22 protein-coding genes are annotated in these 19,344 nt (G+C 60.0%); 7 read left to right on the forward strand and 15 right to left on the reverse strand.

Translation table 11 applies throughout. The annotated features are described in order from the left end of the window. The first annotated feature begins 175 nt into the window (after positions 1-175). Positions 176-400 (forward strand): DUF6894 family protein, encoded by a 225-nt coding sequence (locus AC1DVM_RS00675; protein ID WP_477251101.1) that lies wholly within the window; start codon positions 176-178, stop codon positions 398-400. A gap of 867 nt (positions 401-1,267) precedes the next feature. On the opposite strand, the gene AC1DVM_RS00680 is transcribed toward AC1DVM_RS00675, so the two are convergent. Both AC1DVM_RS00680 and AC1DVM_RS00685 read right to left on the reverse strand, forming a co-directional pair. After that, on the reverse strand, positions 1,268-2,737 hold the full coding sequence (locus tag AC1DVM_RS00680; protein WP_477251103.1) for a sensor histidine kinase: 1,470 nt from the start codon (positions 2,735-2,737) through the stop codon (positions 1,268-1,270). A 241-nt stretch (positions 2,738-2,978) separates the two neighbouring features. Beyond that, a complete protein-coding gene (locus AC1DVM_RS00685) occupies positions 2,979-3,194 on the reverse strand; it encodes a hypothetical protein (RefSeq protein WP_477251105.1) in 216 nt (71 codons plus the stop codon). 286 nt (positions 3,195-3,480) lie between these two features. Here AC1DVM_RS00685 and ligD point away from each other — a divergent pair, with 286 nt between their 5' ends. Further along, complete coding sequence (gene ligD, locus AC1DVM_RS00690; RefSeq protein WP_477251107.1) at positions 3,481-4,491, forward strand: non-homologous end-joining DNA ligase; 1,011 nt, start codon at positions 3,481-3,483, stop codon at positions 4,489-4,491. Here ligD and AC1DVM_RS00695 read toward each other — a convergent pair. The 7 genes from AC1DVM_RS00695 to AC1DVM_RS00725 form a co-directional block, all read right to left on the reverse strand. Next, positions 4,459-4,755, reverse strand: coding sequence for a hypothetical protein (locus tag AC1DVM_RS00695; protein ID WP_477251109.1), 297 nt, complete (start codon positions 4,753-4,755; stop codon positions 4,459-4,461). The two genes, ligD and AC1DVM_RS00695, sit on opposite strands and share 33 nt — an antisense overlap. 489 nt (positions 4,756-5,244) lie before the next feature. Next, positions 5,245-5,790: a hypothetical protein gene (locus AC1DVM_RS00700; RefSeq protein ID WP_477251110.1), complete on the reverse strand. Its 546-nt coding sequence runs from the start codon at positions 5,788-5,790 to the stop codon at positions 5,245-5,247. 109 nt (positions 5,791-5,899) lie between these two features. Further along, on the reverse strand, positions 5,900-6,334 hold the full coding sequence (locus AC1DVM_RS00705; protein ID WP_477251112.1) for a thermonuclease family protein: 435 nt from the start codon (positions 6,332-6,334) through the stop codon (positions 5,900-5,902). Positions 6,335-6,385: 51 nt separating this feature from the next. Further along, positions 6,386-6,601 (reverse strand): hypothetical protein, encoded by a 216-nt coding sequence (locus AC1DVM_RS00710; RefSeq protein WP_477251113.1) that lies wholly within the window; start codon positions 6,599-6,601, stop codon positions 6,386-6,388. Continuing rightward, positions 6,601-6,966, reverse strand: a complete 366-nt coding sequence (locus AC1DVM_RS00715) for a hypothetical protein (protein ID WP_477251115.1) — start codon at positions 6,964-6,966, stop codon at positions 6,601-6,603. Before AC1DVM_RS00715 ends, AC1DVM_RS00710 begins: the two co-directional genes overlap by 1 nt. Beyond that, positions 6,963-7,478, reverse strand: coding sequence for a hypothetical protein (locus AC1DVM_RS00720; RefSeq protein ID WP_477251117.1), 516 nt, complete (start codon positions 7,476-7,478; stop codon positions 6,963-6,965). Before AC1DVM_RS00720 ends, AC1DVM_RS00715 begins: the two co-directional genes overlap by 4 nt. 314 nt (positions 7,479-7,792) lie before the next feature. Continuing rightward, the gene (locus tag AC1DVM_RS00725; protein WP_477251118.1) at positions 7,793-8,110 is read right to left on the reverse strand and encodes a hypothetical protein; all 318 of its coding nucleotides are present in this window, start codon (positions 8,108-8,110) and stop codon (positions 7,793-7,795) included. A 113-nt stretch (positions 8,111-8,223) separates the two neighbouring features. Between AC1DVM_RS00725 and AC1DVM_RS00730 the strand changes: the two genes are divergently transcribed. From AC1DVM_RS00730 to AC1DVM_RS00740, 3 genes are read left to right on the forward strand one after another with little or no spacing between them, the layout of a single operon-like run. Further along, positions 8,224-8,490 (forward strand): helix-turn-helix domain-containing protein, encoded by a 267-nt coding sequence (locus tag AC1DVM_RS00730; protein WP_477251119.1) that lies wholly within the window; start codon positions 8,224-8,226, stop codon positions 8,488-8,490. After that, on the forward strand, positions 8,487-8,810 hold the full coding sequence (locus AC1DVM_RS00735; RefSeq protein WP_477251121.1) for a hypothetical protein: 324 nt from the start codon (positions 8,487-8,489) through the stop codon (positions 8,808-8,810). The genes AC1DVM_RS00730 and AC1DVM_RS00735 overlap by 4 nt, the downstream gene beginning before the upstream one ends. Further along, positions 8,810-9,187: a hypothetical protein gene (locus tag AC1DVM_RS00740; protein ID WP_477251122.1), complete on the forward strand. Its 378-nt coding sequence runs from the start codon at positions 8,810-8,812 to the stop codon at positions 9,185-9,187. The genes AC1DVM_RS00735 and AC1DVM_RS00740 overlap by 1 nt, the downstream gene beginning before the upstream one ends. Before the next feature lie 77 nt (positions 9,188-9,264). On the opposite strand, the gene AC1DVM_RS00745 is transcribed toward AC1DVM_RS00740, so the two are convergent. Beyond that, complete coding sequence (locus tag AC1DVM_RS00745; protein ID WP_477251123.1) at positions 9,265-10,482, reverse strand: AAA family ATPase; 1,218 nt, start codon at positions 10,480-10,482, stop codon at positions 9,265-9,267. Between the two features lie 197 nt (positions 10,483-10,679). Between AC1DVM_RS00745 and AC1DVM_RS00750 the strand changes: the two genes are divergently transcribed. Continuing rightward, complete coding sequence (locus AC1DVM_RS00750; RefSeq protein ID WP_477251124.1) at positions 10,680-10,874, forward strand: YodC family protein; 195 nt, start codon at positions 10,680-10,682, stop codon at positions 10,872-10,874. After that, on the forward strand, positions 10,871-11,140 hold the full coding sequence (locus AC1DVM_RS00755; protein ID WP_477251126.1) for a DUF6953 family protein: 270 nt from the start codon (positions 10,871-10,873) through the stop codon (positions 11,138-11,140). The genes AC1DVM_RS00750 and AC1DVM_RS00755 overlap by 4 nt, the downstream gene beginning before the upstream one ends. A 499-nt stretch (positions 11,141-11,639) precedes the next feature. Here AC1DVM_RS00755 and AC1DVM_RS00760 read toward each other — a convergent pair whose 3' ends face one another. The 5 genes from AC1DVM_RS00760 to AC1DVM_RS00780 form a co-directional block, all read right to left on the reverse strand. After that, positions 11,640-11,918 (reverse strand): hypothetical protein, encoded by a 279-nt coding sequence (locus AC1DVM_RS00760; protein ID WP_477251128.1) that lies wholly within the window; start codon positions 11,916-11,918, stop codon positions 11,640-11,642. Positions 11,919-12,114: 196 nt separating this feature from the next. Then, positions 12,115-12,570: a DUF5681 domain-containing protein gene (locus AC1DVM_RS00765; protein WP_477251130.1), complete on the reverse strand. Its 456-nt coding sequence runs from the start codon at positions 12,568-12,570 to the stop codon at positions 12,115-12,117. 230 nt (positions 12,571-12,800) lie between these two features. Further along, positions 12,801-15,338 (reverse strand): hypothetical protein, encoded by a 2,538-nt coding sequence (locus AC1DVM_RS00770; protein ID WP_477251132.1) that lies wholly within the window; start codon positions 15,336-15,338, stop codon positions 12,801-12,803. Between the two features lie 56 nt (positions 15,339-15,394). Then, positions 15,395-15,727: a hypothetical protein gene (locus AC1DVM_RS00775; protein ID WP_477251133.1), complete on the reverse strand. Its 333-nt coding sequence runs from the start codon at positions 15,725-15,727 to the stop codon at positions 15,395-15,397. Positions 15,728-15,858: 131 nt separating this feature from the next. Beyond that, complete coding sequence (locus AC1DVM_RS00780; protein ID WP_477251134.1) at positions 15,859-19,341, reverse strand: hypothetical protein; 3,483 nt, start codon at positions 19,339-19,341, stop codon at positions 15,859-15,861. Between the last annotated feature and the right edge of the window lie 3 nt (positions 19,342-19,344).

Consider the following 19,344-nt stretch of genomic DNA (forward strand, 5'->3'; position numbering starts at 1 on the left):
ATACGCTGGCCATGAAGTCGTGGCTCTGTTCGGGTCGCGCCACGCTGAGGAACCTTTGTAGCAATTCAGGATTAGGTTCTCCGGCGAGTTAGCTTTAGCCCTCGTTAATGATAGTAAGCCTATATACCCGTCGCGGGCGACTTTTCGTTTTGACCCAAGCGCACGAGGGGCTGGTGTGAGATTTTTCTTCCACTTGGCGAGCGACACGGAGCGCATCCCAGATGACACCGGTATCGAAGCGGGAAGCTTTGAGTACGCATGCGTACAGGCGCGGAAAGCCGTCGAGGAATTTCGTACTGAAGCTGGGAGCGAGGCCGCCCTTGGCGGATGGACGCTGGAAGTATCGGATGCTGCCGGGAATGTTCTTTTTATACTCGATCTTGGGATAGATCATCATTGAGGCGGCTAACGCTTTTCAGCAGGTGGGTGCCGCGTCAGCAGTTTTCTCAAGACCGCTTTGACATGATTTTTGACCGGATCATCTTTATTCGAACGAGGCTTTTCGCTACCGTTTGCCATTCGCCCCCACTCTAGGAACCGAAGGTAGACGATTCGATCAACTCTTACAGTAATCTTTTCGAACAATGCTACTCGAACAGCGCGCTCGCGGCGAGTGACTTAGCCATACAGCTCCTGGGGCGTGTTGGCTGTGGAAGTTACCCAATTAAGGCTCTTGGAAAGACCGTGCACGGAACAACGGCGACGCTCGTGGGTTAGCGCGTCTGAGCCTCTCCGGAGTCGTATCCATGCCCGCCCATCCGACCTTGAAGAGCGAGTTCGCCCCAAACATGAGTGGCGATATCCCAAATTCCGAACGTAGAGAGTATCTATGCCTCGACACTGAATCAGCCCAACTTCTGGGGCGTGCTTATGACCGGGCCATGGCGTCGGTTGCCACGAAGAGATCCAGCCTGGACATACCGGCGAATCGAATCCGCGACCTTATCGCCATGGAGCTCGTAGAATGTGCCAGGGCGGGCCAGAGAGATCCGAAAGGTCTTGAGGATCGCGCTCTCCGGGCTTTGGCCATGGTAACCAGCTCTAGTCTCCATCGGCGTTAAAGGCAGCAAGGACAGCTTCGAGGGCGATGTCTGGACGAGGGCGGCGACGGCCGTTACCGGACGGCGCGCATCGGGTTGTCGGGCGCGGGCGAAGCAAGACTCCCCTGCTGAGAACTAAAGGTTTGAACACACAACTCCGCAGTATTCCTGTGATGAGAACGCGGGTCGACGGAAGCGCGCCTGATGCTCAAGGAACGCGCATCTCCTCAGACAGGCACAGGAACTTCGATCGTACAAATGAGGCCAGTCGATTCGTATTCAATCTTCACCTTCCCATCTAGGTCTTGAGACAGACTGCGTTCGATCAGACGTGACCCAAAGCCCGCCCGCGAGGGAGGTTTGACCGTCGGCCCGCCCTTCTCTTCCCAGCGGAGCAAGATGTGTGGAGGGTTGAGCGTATGATCGACCAGCCACGTCAAGTGGATCGCTCCGGTGTCGTTGGAGAGGGCTCCGTACTTGAGCGCATTGGTCGCGAGTTCATGAAGCGCCATCGATAGGGCGAGAGCCATCCTTGGCGAAATCAGGTTCTCGGAGCCCCGCCAATGAACGCGGGCCGATTGGTCGCTGCCGTAGGGCGCAAGCGCTTCGCTGACGATATCGCGCAGATACGCACCCTCCCAGTTCTCACTGGTGAGCACATTGTGCGCACGGGAGAGGGCAAACAGCCGGCTTTCGATCGCCGCCACTGCGGTCTGAGGTGTGGATGCTGTTCGTAGCGTCTGTGAGGCGATGGACTGTACCGTCGCCAGCGTGTTCTTAACCCGGTGATTCAGTTCGTTGATGAGAAGTTGCTGATGCTCCTCAGCCGTCTTGCGGCCGCTGATATCTCGCACCACGCGAACGCCGTAGAGTGGCCGACCAGCCGCGTCATCCACCCTTGACGCGGCGACCTCAACCCAGACGATGCGGCCGCTTTTGTGGATGTAACGTTTCTCTAGCGTGTAGGTATGCAGTTTCCCCACCATTTGGAGGGCGAACTGCTCTAGGTCCGCCTCGCGCTCCTCCCAATGGGTCAGATCCCAGAATGTCCGGGCGAGCAACTCGTCCCGCGTGAACCCAGTGAGGGAGCAGAGCTGCTCATTCACGCGCACGAAACGACCGTTACGACCCACCTCTCCGATGCCGACAAAGGCGTGCTCATAGGTGGCGCGGAACCGCTGTTCATTTTCGCGTAGGGTTGCCTCCGCTTGCTTGCGGTCGGTCATGTCACGGAGATAGGCGGTGAAAGCCGTCTTGCCCTTTAGTTGTGTCGCGTTTATCGCGAGTTCGATCGGGAACCGGGTGCCGTCCGCGCGCAGTGCTTCCACCTCCACTCGTTTTCCGACAACCGAGCCCTGACCGGTGGAGAGATAACGGGTCAACCCGCGATAGTGCCGCTCCCGCAACTCAGGAGGGATGATGAGCTGAGCCAGATCCTTCCCCAGCGCCTCCTCGCGAGAGTATCCGAATGTTTTCTCGGCCGCGCCGTTCCATTCAACGATGCGGCTTTCGTCGCTGACGCTGATGATGCAATCGAGAGCCGCATCGAGAATCGCACTCTTGAGTGCCCTACTCGCCTGAAGGGCCTCTTCCGCGTGGCGCAGGCAATGTTGTAGCCTATCGACTTCGATCTCCAGATCAGAGTGGCTTGCCCGCAGGCGCTCGAGTTCTGTGGAAGGGCTAGGCGGCGCGTTCATCGCTCGTTGCAAGTTCAGGTGGGAGAGACACGTTGCGTGTCTTGCGAACTGTCATGGTGGAGAAGAAATAAGGGACGCGGCTGCCGTGTCAATAAAGGCCACCCAGCCCTTTTCCCACTGGCGAAGAGTTCAACGCCGGACTGATCGCCCCAGGAGGTAAAAGCGTGGTTCGCGTATTGTTCCGCCCAGCGTAGTGCACCTGCCAGTTCAGAAGGGGGCCCTGGTTGGTTCCTGGTCTTTGTCACAAATCAGAATTTGGGGAGGCGCGCACAAGCCAGTTGCGAAAGCCTGAAAAACAGGCCAGCAGACCAGCAACACCTATTGTTGCCGCCACCTCGTCTACGAGAATGTGGAGAATTGGATTTTCGGAAGAGGTCCCGCCGTCGGCAAGGTGATAGAAGTTATGTGCGGCACCGATCCCCATGCCGAGAAACGCTCCCATATAGGCGAGGTCCATCGTGGGCCATGGTCTCTTTCGCATCGGGTCACCCCTTGCCGGACATGCAACAACTCGTCCTCAGTGACGAGGACAAGCGCGTTTCGGAAAGGGACATAGGGTTATGTTCTTAGGGCGTCAAGCGGGAACGGAAGTCGATCCAGTCTAGTTCCTTCGCCATTCGAATTGATCAGGGCCGCGAACTTGCTCGTTCCCGATGATAGCGGCGGGCATAACAGACTGCTGTCGTTAACCCAGCCTCACGATCCGATTCGACTCCTGGCACGAGGGCTTGCACCCTTGACAAATGGTCAAGCCGCCCCGCCGCCCCGTCCAGCGCGCCAACGTCGCCAACCCGAAAGCGGTCAGCCAGCCTCTGGTGGCGAAGGCACCGGATCCGCGTCAGGCCGCGCTCTTTGACCTTCCTTTGCCAAGCTGGATTGAACCTTGCCTCGCGACACTCGTCCCAAAGGCTCCGAGCGGTGCGCAATGGGTCCACGAGGTCAAGTGGGATGGCTACCGGATCTCCGCATACATCGACAGCGGCAAGGTGACGATCCGCACGAGGCGAGGCCACGACTGGACAGCACGGTTCCCCGGCATTGCCCATGCCTTAGAAAATCTGCCGATTCATAGTGCCATCCTCGACGGAGAGGCCGTTGTCCTGGACGAAGAGGGGCGCTCGGACTTCTCGGCGCTTCAGGTCGCCTTGGGCAAGGGCCGCGCCCCCGCTGATCGCGCCGGGTTCTATGCGTTCGACCTTCTATTCCTGGATGGGCATGACTTGCGCAGCTGGAGGCTGGAAAACCGTCGAGACGCACTGGAGAGCATCATAGGCACGGCAGAATGGCCGCTGTTGCTCTCGGAGGAGATTGAGGGCGACGGTCCCACCATTTTCTCCCATGCCTGCCGGCACGGCCTGGAGGGGATCGTCTCCAAGCGGCGAGATGCGGCCTATCGGTCCGGGCGGCGTGACGAATGGCGCAAGACCAAATGCACCAGATCAGACACGTTCGTTGTGGTGGGGTACGAGAAGAGTGCGGGGTCTCTCGCCAGCATTTACGTGGCAGAGGAAACCGCGACCGGCCTGCACGCCGCCGGAAGCGTCGGAACTGGTTTTAGCGTGGCCAGCGCACGAGCGTTAAAGCTCCGGCTCGACGCTGTCAGAACAGAAAAACCAGCTGTTGTCGGGGTCAAAAGCAAGAGCGCCACGTGGACGCGCCCCGAGATCCGAGTGGAGGTTGAGTACCGCGACCGGACCAATACTGGCCAGCTAAGGCACCCTTCATTCAAGGGCACCCGAGACGAGGACGCCTGAATACTTAGCAATGGTTACCGTCGTAGAGTCGCCAGCCTCAACCGCGCAATTGTGGTCCTGCGCAACTTCTGTCAGGGCAACAAGGCCTGCCTCGCCATCTCCGAACTCTAGTCGCACGTCGTTGCGTGATAGCGCCAACCGTTTGCCGGGGCCCAGACCCACAATCATCTCCACGATTTCCGCCATGTTCTTCCCCCTGGTGAATGTCCCCTGATAGCCCCCAGGGCCGAAACTCATCCGGTAAATCTCTGCCGTGTTCAGCATCGTTTTGATCCTCCTTGATCCGCATTTGCTGCACCGAAGACGCAACGCCATGTCAGGAACGAACGTCTCCGATAACCAGCCATGCAAGGACACCGCACTACCATGGCCGCAGCCAACCGCTTCGCAATAGGCCATTACGGAGTTGCACTTGCCAGTGATCAGCTCCCCGACTGTCGCGGGAGTGATTTGGTTGCCGTGCTCGTCATAGGAGCGGCGGGGGTTGCGACCTGGTTTCATCCCGCCGTTTTATGGCCGAAGGGGAGGGCAATCAACGCCCCCGTCATCCATGTTGGGCGGTGCGGCAATCAAAGCACGTCACGAGCTCGTCGGGCCCCGACAGATGCGCGGCGTCGGGGGGGACGTCCTTTCGACAATCCGTCCAAATCAGGTATTCGCCCTTCACTGCCTCAGCCCGCACACATGAATGAGTCGTGCCAGCGGGATCCGTCCAGAGGATCGGGCGGCCGTCGATATGCCGGCTTGCGTTCGTCATTTCCACTTGACGGTCTTCGGCCGTTTTCTACGACCCGTTGTCGTCGTACGTTTCAATTCGCTGCGATGGTACTCGCGACCCTTTTCCTGTGCAGCGATGTATGCGCGAACGCCGTCCAGTAGCTCGTGCTTGCCTCGCGCCTCATGAGTAAGCTGATCCACGAGTTGGGAAGCGGCTAACTGGAGCGCTCCGCTGCGAATTTCCTGCAAGGCGAACTTTCGGTCGACGCTTCCGTCAGCTTCCCATCTTATCAGTTGTTGAGTGTCCGGGAGACTCCACGGCCGGTTTTCCGAAGTGGTCTTGTCCGGGTCCAGATACTCTTGAATCGATTGGAACGGTGGATAGCTGCCATGTGACGCCCGATAGGCCTCGAAGGCGTCAACGCAATCGCCCATTTGTCGAGCGAGCTTAGGAGAGCCGGCCCCCCGGACTATGCGAAGCATGTTGGCGGCTAGTTGTCGAAGCGAGTGCTTTACCCGCTCGCTATCCGCATGCTGCTGAATCTCGATTTCGGATCGCTCGCTTGCAACAGTGAGTTCCATCGTGCTCTACCCAACACCGACCGCAAGTGCTTGAGAGGAATAGTACGGGAAACCCGTTGGGGCGCAAGGAAGCCAAGGCGACTCAAAAGAGTGAGGCGGCCAGCCCGGCTCAATCTCCGCACCAATGACGCCGCCGCCATTCCCAGGCAGCCCTGCCGGATTGCCACAGCACGGCAAGGCCTTCCGAGACGAGGATAGCCCCCACATCACGGGGAGCGCCACTTGAGGCTTGTACGAGCAAAAGCCGGGCAAGGGTGCGCCTGTAGCGGTCCTGCCCCTGGCGCTCGATCCAGACATATCCAGCCCGCAGCAGTTCCGCGAGACGTTCCTTGGCCCTGAGGCCCGCGACAAGCTCTCGTTCGCATCGAGGCCGGAAACTTTCGGGCGCATCCACGTTCAAAAGTCGGATTCTCTCCCCACCTATAGCTACCGTATCGCCATCAATGATAACGGCGGAGCGGCCGTCTACGCTTTCGGCCAAGGTTTCAGCGCGGCCGACATGGACCAACAGACAGAGGGCGAAAACGAGTGTGGCGGGTTTCATGGCGCGGTCCGACCTTTCGCCAATCCGCCCGAACCGCGCGAAAGACCCATTTCACCCCTCATGTCGCGCCGCCTGTATGGTCTTGCGGAGTTCGATCACCAGCCGGGCGAGAGTAACGGTGTGCTCTTCAAGAACGCGGACGGCGACCCTTACGCTCTGTCCGTTTTCACCAACCAGGCCCGCCTTAAGTTGCCGTTCAACATTATCGAGCATCGCGGCCACCGTAGCGTTCATGAATCGGATGCGCTTGATCTCCACGGTGAACATCACGCCGCCTCGGAAAAGTGCTTGAGCGAAACGGCGAGGGCGCTCAGGGTCTCCCGTGCGGTTTCGTCCCCGCCCGTTTCGTCATTGTGCGCGGCAAGAAACGCAGCCAGGGCGACCGCCCCGGCGACTGTCGTAGGGGTGACGTGCAGCACACACCGCCATGCTGCTTCCCAATCATACAGTGCCTCAGCGGCCCTCGCGTCAAAGAGGTCCCGCGTTTCGTCGGGCGCCTCCGGGTCATCGCGTTCGCCCAGTGCGGCCGTGTAGCGCTTCCATGCATAGGAGCAGTCAGCCACCGCCAGCAAAGCGGGGTCGCGTTGGGTTGGGGTGAAGGAGAAAGCACATTGCGAGGGGTGCGCGTTCATGCCTTTGTCCCCCGTCCCGCGAGACGCAGAATGTCTTCAAGCAAAGAGACGATGATATCGTCTAAGGTGGGCTGATCGGGGTCCTTCGGGGTGGCATATTCCAGCGCGAGCCGCGCCTTGACGGCGAGGCCTTCAATCGTATGCGCGGGGATATCGTGAATCCGGAACTCGATTTCGCAATACTTTTCGCACGCCGCACTAAATTCCGCATCGCTCTTGCCTTCGCCGTCTCCGGCCGTCGCAATCGCAAATTCGGCGTCTCGCAAGTGGCCGATGCGAATAAGCTCAACGTCCTTGCTGGGGGCCGCAGCAATCGCCGGAACCGCACCCACGGCGGCAACGGCGAGTGTCCCGGTCACGACGGCCCTGCGAGCTGCGTCCGTGCCGCCCCCGCCCTTCCTATGGGCGCGAGACATACGGGGCAGGATCCGTGCAGCGGTGTTGTGCAGACGCTCCCGCATCGAGAGGCGGGGCTTGGCAGGATCGCGGCGGAACAGGTTGAAGACGGCCATTGTGGTCACTCCCTTAGGTGGTTGAGACGGCGACAAGGAGACAGGCGAGAACGAGAAGACCGAAGCCACAGGCAAGGCGGAGGGCTTGCCCAACGAGATAGAGGGTCCAAGTCATGACGCGCTTCCGGTTGACCAGGGCGAGGCCTTTGGGATCGACGCGGCAATGAGGTTGCCAACGTGTTCCCACGCAGCGGCTACGCGGTGTTGTTCGGCTTCGGTGGGGAGACGGAATGCCGTCGCGCCGCAGCCTGTGCAGACGAGGCGAGAGGGGCGGCTATGCTTGGCACAGCAGGCGCAGACTTGGAACGCGGCCATCAGTGTGCCCCCGCATTGCGCAGAGCCTTTGCGCGGCTCCAGACGAACCGGAGGGCAGCACCGATCAGCACGGACCATGCGATGGTCGAGCCCTTGGAACGGTCGAGGCGGGCTTGTGCGAGCGCTGCTCCCATGATGGCGGAGAGGTCGTAAGCGCCATTCGCCACCAGCGGACGGGCAGCGGCGACGTTGCGGGCGGTCAGGACGCGAGCGGCCTCAAGAGACCGGGCTAGGATCGCAGCGGTATCGATCCGAGGACGAGCGGAGCGCATCTCTTGCTTTGCGGCTCTCCAGTCAATTTTGCGGTGGAGGCTCATATCTGTATCTCCAGACCTGTTCTGTATTTGTGATACAGGTATGGGGGACAAACGGCACCTTGTCAACAGGGCTGTATTTGAGATACAGTAATTTCAGTGCAGAAGGGGGCTAAATGACTGACGACAAGAAGCCGATCCGGCTAACGCCCCGGCTATGCCGAGCGGCCCGCGCTTTGTTGGGCTGGCAACAGAACGACTTGGTGGAGGCGTCTGGCGTCTCGAAATCCACCATTGGCGCGTTCGAAACCAAGGACGAGGGCGCGCGAATGGCGACAATGAATAATCGCGCCCTGGTCGAGACATTCGAGAAAGCGGGCTTGCAGTTTATCCCCGAGAATGGGGGAGGGGCGGGCGTTCGCCTGAGGGATCGAGATCCATGAACAACGCAATGACGAGAACAGAGGCGGCCGCGATGGCTTCCCTTGCTGTCGAGATAGCCGGCGACCTTGAGGCCCATGGGCATGTCAGCAGCAAGCTTGAACGGCTCACGGCCGCCCTTACGCGTCACGCCTCAGAGCACACAACAGACGACAGCGGCCAACCGACAGACGGGTGGGAATACCGAGCCGCCATGCGCCCCAGAACGAGCAGCAACATCCCGAAGCTCTTGCAGAAATTGGGCGGGGAAAGATGGGAGCTGGCGGCCGTGTCCGGGGATGAATTCTATTTTAAACGCCCTGTCAGAAAGGCCGCCGCATAATGGACGACAAGACGCCAGAAATATCCCCGCTCACAGCAGAACAGATTACGGGAACGCTCTTCGTTCTGGACAAGTTGATGAGCCTTTTGCTTTACGACCACGCGATGCAGTCGATGCACCGGGCTGGGATGGTGAATGAGGCCGGAGTTCAAGAGATGGCGCGGCGCTACGAGACATTCCTCGATGGCGAGGCGGGGAAGCAGCCCGAACCCTTGGCAAGCACGGCGAGGGCCTTTGCCGCGCACTTTCTTCCGCCCCTCTATGAGACTTTGAAAGAGACGGTCCGCAACAGCCCCAGCCCCGATGACGAAGCTCAGGAGGCGATCTACGCGAGGATCCTTCTTGATCCAGATACCGGGCAGGGCGGCAAGCAGTGACCGGCTAAGGGCAAAGGCGAGCCATAGACACTTCCCACACCCTGCTTTTCCGCTGACGCGGGCAGGGTGCGGTTGTGTTACTCGGATAGATCGCCATCTTCGACAGAACTATCCTCAACATTGCCGGGCATCGTTCGCCTCATAAAACCGTCGAACAAAGGAACGGTAAACGCCGTGTCACCGTGGGATGGACTGTAAAGCATCCCCTTTGCGATAAGCGAGTTCCGAATGGGCGCGACAGTCGTTACCTTTCGATCTAAGCGTTCAGCTATGTCGCCCGATCTATGTGGCCCCGCGCCTAGGTCCGCCATGGCGCGCATGTAGCGTTTCTCGGCGGGCGTTAGACGATCAAAACGCACGCGAAAAAAACTAGCATCAAGCTCTGCTAACGCAGCGACCGTGGCCCGCTTCGCGTCGCCATCCTCAATAGGTGAGGTGTCCGCTAGGTCCCAACTATGCTTGCCCCATTCCTGGAGAAAATATGGGTAACCTCGTGTTTGGTCCGTTATCTCCGAAATCGCTTCTTCTGCGAAGACGACTCCCTCCTTCTCGGCGGGGACACAGAGCGCTTTGCGAGCCGCATCAATATCCAATTTATCAACGGGCACGAACTCGAATAGTCGCTCTGCATAGGATTTTGCCCGGCCAGTTCGACCGACGAGCTGGGGTAAGCCCGCAGCCACCATCGTAATCGGCAACTGATTCTGCGAAGCACGGTGCAACGCGCTTATGAGAGCGGCAAGTTGATCCTCGGGGACATMCTGAAGTTCATCAATATAAATTACAACCACCGTGTTTCGCTCGGCAGCAGCTTCTCCGATAACCTCCATAAGGTCTGCTAGGTCGGCTTCCAAATCCCCGCTGTCTGCGACCCCGGCCTCTGGTTCTAGATCGATACCCACCTCGATGTCGGCATATTTGACTTTCAAGGCCTTTGAGAAGCCCGCCAAGGCTCTCATCGCGCGCCTGGTGGCATCCCGAAGCGCCTCGCCTCGGTTAAGTCGTAGGAGCGTCGCCCTCAGGGCCGGAGCAAGCAAGGCCGGGAGGGACCGTTCCTCGGGAGCTTCAATCCATACGCTTACGTATTGCTTAGCTTCGGCATTGAGTCGGATTCGGTTTAACAGAACGGTCTTTCCAACCCCTCTCAGCCCGTAGAAGATAAAGCTGCGGCTGGAGCGTCGAGAGCGTATTCGATCAAGCGCTATATCGGCGCGCTCAATAATCTGATCCCGTCCCGCGAGCTCCGGAGGCGGACTGCCTGCTCCGGGGGAATATGGGTTCAACCGAGGATCCATTTTTAGCGACCTTACCCAATCTTATCGAATTTTTATAAACTACCGTAAGATAGCTATAAACTCAACTACATCGTTCGTTCGCCTCGACATTGGCGCTGATTCGCGAAGCCTTGCCAGCGAATACTCCTTTACAGCCAAGCTTCTTGCGTTAAAATTCCTCTTTGGGATTTTTCATGTTCCACGGAAGGCGAGAACTGATGGCAAGTAAGTTCAACAAAGGCGATATCGTTCAACTGAAATCCGGCGGCCCAAAGATGACGGTGGACACAGATGAGAGTGACAAAGGAATTTGGGCTGTTTGGTTTGCGGGAGCAAAACGGGAAAGAGCGCATTTTTCTATCGAATCACTCCTTCCCGTTGCCCAGGCAGAAACTTCTGGGAAAAAGTTTTGAGCGTCTCAGCCCAAGATGTAGCGGCGTGGATGGCATCTGAGTTGAGGCAGAACGGGGCTCTTCACCAAGAGACAGCTGTCGGTGAGATTGCTTCTCGATTTGGCGACGAGTTCACGCGCATCAACGCGAATGGTAACACGGCCATTCAGAAGAATGTCCTCGACGCATTCAACAAACTGACGGCAGCGGACGTGGTTTGGATCCGAAGCGAACGGATGTGGCGCAAGCGTGAGGACTATGACACACCGGGTCGTCAGCAACCCTGACAACGGTAAGCTTTCTGTGCGAGCCCATCCCCCCTGAATTACGCTGCTGTCTGGGCGCGCCGGACCAGCTCATGCAGGCCGCCCGTCTATCGCTTTGACCCACCGGATTGCAAGAACGTGGTCTCCCTCCGTCCATTCAGCAGAAGCCTCTAGCGCCAATCGCTTGCACTCCAATTCATCTGCACTCATCCCGAAAATCATATGCACGTTGCCGTCGTGGTTGCTCACCTGCTGTTCAAGAGTCGCCAAGCGTCTCAACGTGGTCCGGTTCAAGAGTGCGTCCCCACAAATTCATTTCCGGGCCGAGGGGCGGGCGTGACGATGATCCGATGAATGAAGTTGTCCTCAGGAGATGCCCTCCCCGAAGCGATAAGAGCAGCTTGCGCCGCGTATGCCTCATCGTCGGAATCCCCGATAACCTGATGCCAGACGTTGCTCCCCTTGGCGGAAGCTTTCACAGCCTCCAGCCTTGCGAGGCGGCTCATGGTTGTTCTGCTCATCACACCGATTCCCTTCGGTCTAGAATGTCTATCCACTCATCATGAGTCCGCGTGACCGGGGCGCGCTCGGGATCACGGATGACCCGTCGAACGAGCGGAAGGCCCGCGTTCTCATCAAAGAACATATCGGTGGGCTTGGCTTGTCCCGTGGCAATCAAGTTCGCCCTTTGCCTGTCGAAGTCCGCGCCGTCGCGAGGGTAGATGGAATGCCAATACCCGAGCATGGGCAAAACGGAGGTTTCAAGCTTCGACAGACGGCGCTCGATGTCCCTACTCATGGCTTTGCTCCAGTCCCAGGGACCAAAAGTATAGTCATGAAGTCGTCTCCCGCTGCGGCTTTCCCAGACGCGAGCATTGCCGCCCGCTTCGAATCCGCCTCATCTTCCGAACACGCGAGGATGCAATGACATGGCACCCATTTAGGTGGGAAGACCGTAGCCTCCAGCCTGTCGAGCCTCCTCATCGTTGTACTGGTCATTTTGTCCCCTGTGCTGCTTCGAGCGCGTCAAGGCGTTGCTGAATGTCGTGGAGTTCAACCGCCTTGGTGAATCCGTCCACGAGCTTTGACAGGTCGCCAGCCTCGCCAGGTGTGATGTCCCCAGCCGCGACAGCCTGGACGAGAGCAGAGGTTGCCAGAACGGCATCCGCCGCCGTCTTCAGCTCAGGCATGGCGAACTGTACCGGGCGATCCTTACGAGGCGGAATGATCCGATCCATGCATAGCCGGATGGCCGTCGTATCGCCCTCTAATGCCATCTCGACAGCCTTGCGGGTGATGGCCTCGCCTTCCCCATCTAACAGGGCTTCCAGCGCCAAAGTGGCCTTGTTGCGGGTTCCCTTCGGTCTTCCGGCGTTACCGGCCTGAAAGGGCTTCCCGCGCGTTGTCGTCGCGTTTTTTCGCGAGGTATCGGCCTCACACTCAACGGTCATAAGCCGTCCTCTGGTTGTTTCGGTTCCCGTCCGTCATGCTGCTCACCGTTCTTCCATGAGAGACAACCACCGGGCGCAAGCCGCCACCTCAATGTCGGTCACCCGGCTATCCGAGCCCTCGATTGCGAGGCGTGCCAGTTGATCCRGATCCTCCGAGAAATCGCCTGCGGAGGGCAGAGAGCGGCTTTCCGTTCCTGTCCGCCCCATTGCGCCTCTCTCGTTCGGAAACCTCATAGGATGCCCTGCGGATTGTTGTCGGAGTAGCCTTCGCTCTCCGCATAGCTCCCGTCGCCAAGGCTTGAGCCGGCATTGTTCGTGCCCCCGCCGTAATAGCCCTCGCTGCCTCCGAACAGGCCGCCGCTCCCGAAGCCTCCGAACAAGCCCCCGAGCCAGCTCTTATTGTTCTGATCGAAGAACGATTGCGCGAGGCCTGGCGTGGCCATGTAACGGTCGTGCGGCATGGAGATCCCGATATCGTCATAAGCCGTCCCGAAAGACGACAGCGTTCCGGGTATGCCCTTCTCCGCCTGGTCATAGCTTGGCCCGGCATTGCCGCTGAACAGGTTGCCGATTGTCTTCCCGAAATTGTATCCGCCAATGGCGCTGAACGGGTTGCCGGTGGCGAGTCCGAGCGCAGCGCCACCAATCAGGCCGGGAGTGCTCCAGCCGGTCGAAAGCTTCTCGCCAAAGGTCGGACCCATCTGTGCGTTGTTAGGATTGTACGCGGCCCCGTGAATCGGATTGTTCATGGCGTCCATGAATGTGCCACCGGGCTTCCCGGCTCCGAATGTCGAGCTGACCTGACTTGCGTAATCGGCAGACGGGAGCGTGGCACCAAACCCGCCAAACTCATCTTGCGGAGCGGATTGGCTGCGAGGGCTGCCGGTCGCGCTTGAGGGGGAGCGCGTAGGCGACTGTGAGTAATCGCCCTGAGGTATCGAGGACGAGGCCCTTGACGTAAAGGACGAGGCCGGAGCTGGAGCCTGGGGCGCGGCGCCGAACGCTCCGAAGCCCACTGCACCCATTGCCAGCGGGTCCAAACCAAGATCCGCCTGTTGATCATTGAGACCGGATAGCGTTGGCCCCCAGCCGTTGACGGCCGTTTGGTTGAGCGCTCCCATCTTCATCTCATTGTCGAGGGAAGCCGCTTCAAGGTCAGGCGTAGACATGGCAGCAAAGCCGGTAGGTGCGGGCTTGCCAATCTCGTTCATGATATCGGCGTTGATCTTGTCCTGATTGCCATAGCTGATCCCCGGCAGTTGGTGATCGGCAAAGCTGTCGATCCGCCCCTGTGCGGTCAGAGCCTCCCGCGCCGTGCTCATATCTGGCGTGTAGGTTTCAGGAGCGGACCACCCATCAACGCCGGAATGGAAGCCGCTAACCTGTGGCGTGGCGACATCCGAGAAATTGACAGGGGCCGGGTTGAAATCAGCGGACCATGACGGGGGATCGTATGCCCCAGCCGTAATCTCGGGGTATGAACCCACATCCACATCCGAGAGATTGACCGGGGCCGCATCCACCGGACCGATCCCCGACAATGGGTCAAAGGCTGTCCCTGCGGTGATATCGGGATATGAACCCACCGACACGTCGGAGAAATCGGTTGGCGCGGCGGCGGCCGGACTGAAACCCGCCAGAGGGTCGAACGCTGTCCCATGAGTGATACCCGGATAGGTCGGCCCATCAAACTGACTCATCACATCGAGCATGGTCGGATCGGGCAAAGAAAAACCCGCCTGAAGCGGGTCGGTGGAGAAGTTGTTGAACTGGTCGCCTTGCCAGCCTAGCCCCCCGATGGGAGGCCCCAGCGCCTCGTTATATGAGACCGGGTTGAGTTCTGCAGGATTGAGGGGAGCCAACTCTCCCTCATAGTCCACCCGTCCAATCGGATCGGGCAGGCCCATGGTTTCGTAATTATCCGGCGTAATGCCATACGTGTTGGCAAAGTTCTGTTGTCCCGTGGGGTCGATGCCGAGTTGCCCCGCGACATTCGGAACGTCCGCCGCTCTGAGGCCGGTAGGCTGTACAACGTCATTGTAATTGATGCCCGGAAACACGTCTTGGCCGAGCTGCGCGCTCATGAAGTCTTGCGCTTGACGCTGGACAATCGAGGCAGCGGTCTTGATTTGGTTGCGGTCAGTGTGCGCCAGAAAATCGGCCACCAGGTCATCGGGAATATCGACCCCGCTCAGGGCCGCAGCGGCGGCAAAGCGGGATGCAAACTCAGAACGGCTTGGTGGCGTCACGCCCCGGTCATAGCCGCCAGTCGGTGAAAGGTTATGCCCTCCGAATTTCGCATGATTGCGGCCCACCATCGCGTCCCGCTCGAAACCCGGCGCGCTGAAGTGTTCGACGCCATAGCCGAGATCGATCCCCATATCGCGGGCCTTAACCGCAACCTCAACGGCCCTTTGCGCGCGGTTGTAGCTATCCTGCCGAATGCCGAGCTGGGGGGACAGCGACGGATTATAGGCAGCAGCAAGGGCAGCCTGTAGCCCGGCCTTGAAGTTTTGATGACCCTCCGTCGAGGCACCCGGAATATTGCTGTTGAAGGTTGGAGAGAACTGACGGCCCGCGCCGGGCAACGAACGCCCGTCCCGAGTGGCGCTGATCATCGCTCCGGCACTGTGGGGGGCGGCAAAGATATCCCCGAGGGCAGCAGATCGAGACAGATAGGCGGAGGGGTTCTGTGCGCGATTGAGGCCTGTGGCGGCAACAATGCCCATTCCAACTAGGCCCTCGTTCATCGCTTCGCCCATGACCATGCCAACGGTCATGGCATAATCGGCCGGGCTTAGACCGAGTGCAGCAAGATCAACCATTATCGTGCCTCAGGGGGGAGTTGCATCGGAGGACCCATGTTCGGAGCGGAGCGCCGGGGGGCGGGCGTCTCGCTGCCAGGGTATGCCGATCCCATCGGCGGAGGGTTGTATTTCTTCCGGTATTCTTCATACGCCTTATTCGCCGCCTCTTTGTCGCCGGCCAGCGTCAAATCGATAAGTCGCTTCATGTCTGCTCCGTGCTCTGTCTTCCAGAAGGCATCGGATTGCGTCACGTCGCGGCCGGAGGGCTCCGCCTGATAGCTGTTATCGCGCGCCACGAGCGCCCCCATGAGTGAGAGTGTTGCTAGAACGAGGATGATCAGGAGGCGCATGGCCCATCCCTTCATTGGAGTACGCGGCGGCCATCAGATTACGCGCAATCGCGGCCTCCGGGTCGATTTTCAGCAAGAGCAGATGCCCGAAACGCTGGACGAACCGCGCGAGGTTCTCTTGCAGCCGGTCTTCAGCGGTCATCGGACCCTCCAGAGGCCGAAGAGACAGCAAAAGGCGAGACCCGTGCGAGACGTTGCGAGAGAAGCTGTTGCATGCCCTTGTTCGACAGTGGTTGTTTCATGAGCGCGATTTTCCCAAGCTGGGGATCGAGCATCATCTCAAGCACAAGGTCATCCACCTTCCGAAGACCCGCCGCCCGCATATTGCCCAGAAGGCTTTTTCCCCAAGCCCCCAAGGCGCCAGCAACCGCGCCCTTCGGCCCGCCCGCCATAAAGCCGGCAGCCCCGGCAAGCGCCACCTGTGACAGAACCGTATACTTGCCCGCTTCCTTGGTGGCTTTTTCGAGAGCCGGAAGCACATCGGCCGCCGTGTTTGAATTACCCGGAACCCGCACAGCCTGAAGAGACCGCTCCGCCCGCTTGATATCATCCGCAATCGCCTGCATGCGCAGAAGATCCGGGCCGTCGAACACCATGCGGAGGGCGGGGGCCTTGTCCTTCACGAACGACGCGAAGGCATCGGCGCGAATGGAGTTATCGCCCGACGTTCCAACTTCCTTGCTGGAGATAAAACGACTGTCGATATATTCCGCCACGGCACGCCTCAGGCCTTCACGCGCGGCCGGATCCTGCCTTGCCGCGATGGACAGCTTGCGCATTTGCGCCGACGCATCCTTGCCGTTGAGAATGCCCCCAATGATCCGGTTCAGGTCTGCCGGCTCGATATTCGCGAGCTTGCCGAGCACGGATTTATTGTATTCGTTCAGGGCCGTCTTGCGCGCCATCGCTGCACGTTCAAGGGCCTGTGTGGCCAAGGCGGCGCTGGCAAACCTTGCCCGCACATCAGCCGGCAATTCCTTCAAGGCGGCGTCATGCGTGGTTTTCCAACGCTGATACGCCTTCGGATCGAGCACCCCATCCTTAACGTGCTTATTGAGGGACTCCGCCGCAATGTCGGCCAGCTCCGAGGGGTTGCCGCCAGCCTTCACAATGGCCTTGACCCGCTCACCGCCTGTCGGACCCGGCATGAAAGCATTGCGAGACACCGAAGCGTCCCCCATGCGGTACGAGCCTGTTTTCTCGCCTTCCTTGCGCAGAATTTGAACCACGTAGCCCTTGCTGAAGGTGCCAACTCGCTCGCGTGTAGAATCCGTTGCAGCCCGGTAGCGTTTGCCGGCCTGGGGATCATCCCTGTAGCCATCGAGCAATGACCCGGCCGACTTGCCATCGCGCGGCGCATACTGAGCCGCCTTCGGTCCCTCGTCCTCCAGATCCATCACCGCCCGCTCATAGGCGTTCAGTGCGTCACTTTCCTCGCCACGAGCCAGCCGCTCCGCCGCGTCGTTAAAGGCGGTGGGGCTCACTTCGTCGCTGCGAATGCCCGCGCTATTCAATTCCTCGCGAAGCTGCTTGGACGCGGAGCGGATATCAATCCCGCCATCATCCCCCGACGATCCAGCCCCGAACCGCTCATCCTCCGCCGTGAAGGTCTTGCGGCCGGCCCGTTCGTTCTCAAGCGCGCCGTAAAGCTCCTTGGTGATATCGCGGCTTGAATAGCCATCGGCATCAGGAGGGAAATAGCCTTCCTCGATCAGCTTGTGACGCCAGTAGCCGTCAATCGACCGACCGTCAGGGCGCGCGAGCTTGCCGTGTCCCTTGACGGTGACATTGCCCCAATCCCGCGCCGTGCTTTCGGCATCGAGCGGGAGCCCGCCATTTTTGGCGATGAATTGCGTTAGGGAGAGGGTTTGCTTTTGTTTCGGCTGGCCTTGAACGCCCGGACTTCTCGCAAAAGCTCCAGATCCGCCGCCTTGCGAAGCCGAGGCTCCAGCCATGCCAGAAACGCCGCCCGGTCGTAGGGCTCCAGTTGCGCTACTTGCGCCTCTATCAGCTTGCCCGCTTCCCGACTGCCATTCTTCAAAATACGCACCCAGCCGCGCTCTTGCGCTCGGATCTTTGGCAAACCTCGTTGCCGCTGACTTCTCCATACCAGAACGCGCCGCGCTGCTCAATTGCGCCAGACGCGCCCACGTCGGAGTGCGCCCCTTGCTCATCATTTCCGCGCGCATCGCCGCTTTGGCCTGCGAACCGAAATCCTTCAATTCGCGAAAAGCTTCCTCAGTGCCAAAGCTCTGTACGAGGTCCGCCAGCGTCCTCTCTTCGGCCGACATTCCAGCGCGTGCCGATTTCGTCATGTTCCCATATTGGCCGGCCCATGCCTGCTTGAGACCGCCCGTTGAGACCACCAACGACCCGTCAGGGTCTACCGCGTCCCACAGGGCGCTTTCCTTTGCCCGAGCGGCTTCCTCTGCGTCTGCCATCCCGCCGCGCAACTTGCGGCCAAGGCCTTCGGCATCATCGGAGGGCCGGAACCGTTCCGCCGCCGCTTCGGCCGTGGATCGGGCGCCCGAAACCTGTCCCTCTGTCGCGCTGTCGATTTCGTCTAGCTGCCCCTTGAGGAAGCCCACCAGATCAGCCGCGTTGCCCTCACCCTCCACGGCACGCAGAGATTCCAGCCGGGCGGAGTTCTGTTGCGCCCGGCGATCAGCGAACGCGGCCGGGTTGGCCGTCTGCAATTCGCGCTCAAGGCCACCTAGGCCCATGTCGCCGGTTGACTGGAACGTGGTCGGCTTGGACCCTGGGACCAATTTCCCGCCCGCGCCTTCGTCCAATTCGCGGTATGCCGCATCAGGGTCGGAGGCTGCGCCCCGGATCCTCTCCGCCGCCAACCGCCTTTGCATATCATCACTGCCGGCTAGGCTGCGGTCTAGTGCTTCCCGGCCGGATCGGACGCCCTGCCGGATCCCTTGACCGGCCGCCACGCCACCGACACCGAGCGCAAGACCGCCAGCCATGCCGACCAGCGGATTAACATCGTTCTCCGCTGCCGTCTGCGCACCACCACCAGCCAGGCCACCGATTGCGGCCTGCGTCTTGGGTGCTTGCGCGAGTTCCGTCATAAGGTGCCGTGTCGCGCCCTCTGTGACCTTCCCCGCCGATTTTGCGAGGCCCGCCCCGCCCAACGCCTCAAGCGCCGTCTGTCCGCCTGTAACTGCAATCCGTTCCATGTCGGTCTCGGGCTTGGGAAGTCCGATCATGTCGGCCGCCCCTTCGCCCAATTGCTGAAGCCGGTTGAGGGTGCCCATGGGGCCGCCCCAGCCCTTCAGATGGCTATCGGCCAATGACGTACCCGCAAGCGCGTCGATGCCCTGATAACCCCATTGTGCGAGTTGCTGCACGCCGTCATTCGCGAGGGCAGGAAGGCCGGCAATCGCCCCCGGAGCGGCCTGCACGACAGCGCGGCCACCAAGGCCAGCCACGCGGCCCGCCGTCAGTTCCGGGCCTTGAGGCTCTTCAGTTTCTCCGCCGTCTTCACCACCGGCCGCCAACGACTGAGCGATTTCCTCAACGGTCGCGGCTTGCTGTTCGCGTGAGAGCGAAAAGAACTCGTCCCCGACTTCAACGGAGGTGTTGCCAATCGTGAGCGTTCCCATGTC

The sequence above is a fragment of the Microvirga sp. P4_A5 genome (assembly GCF_056402495.1).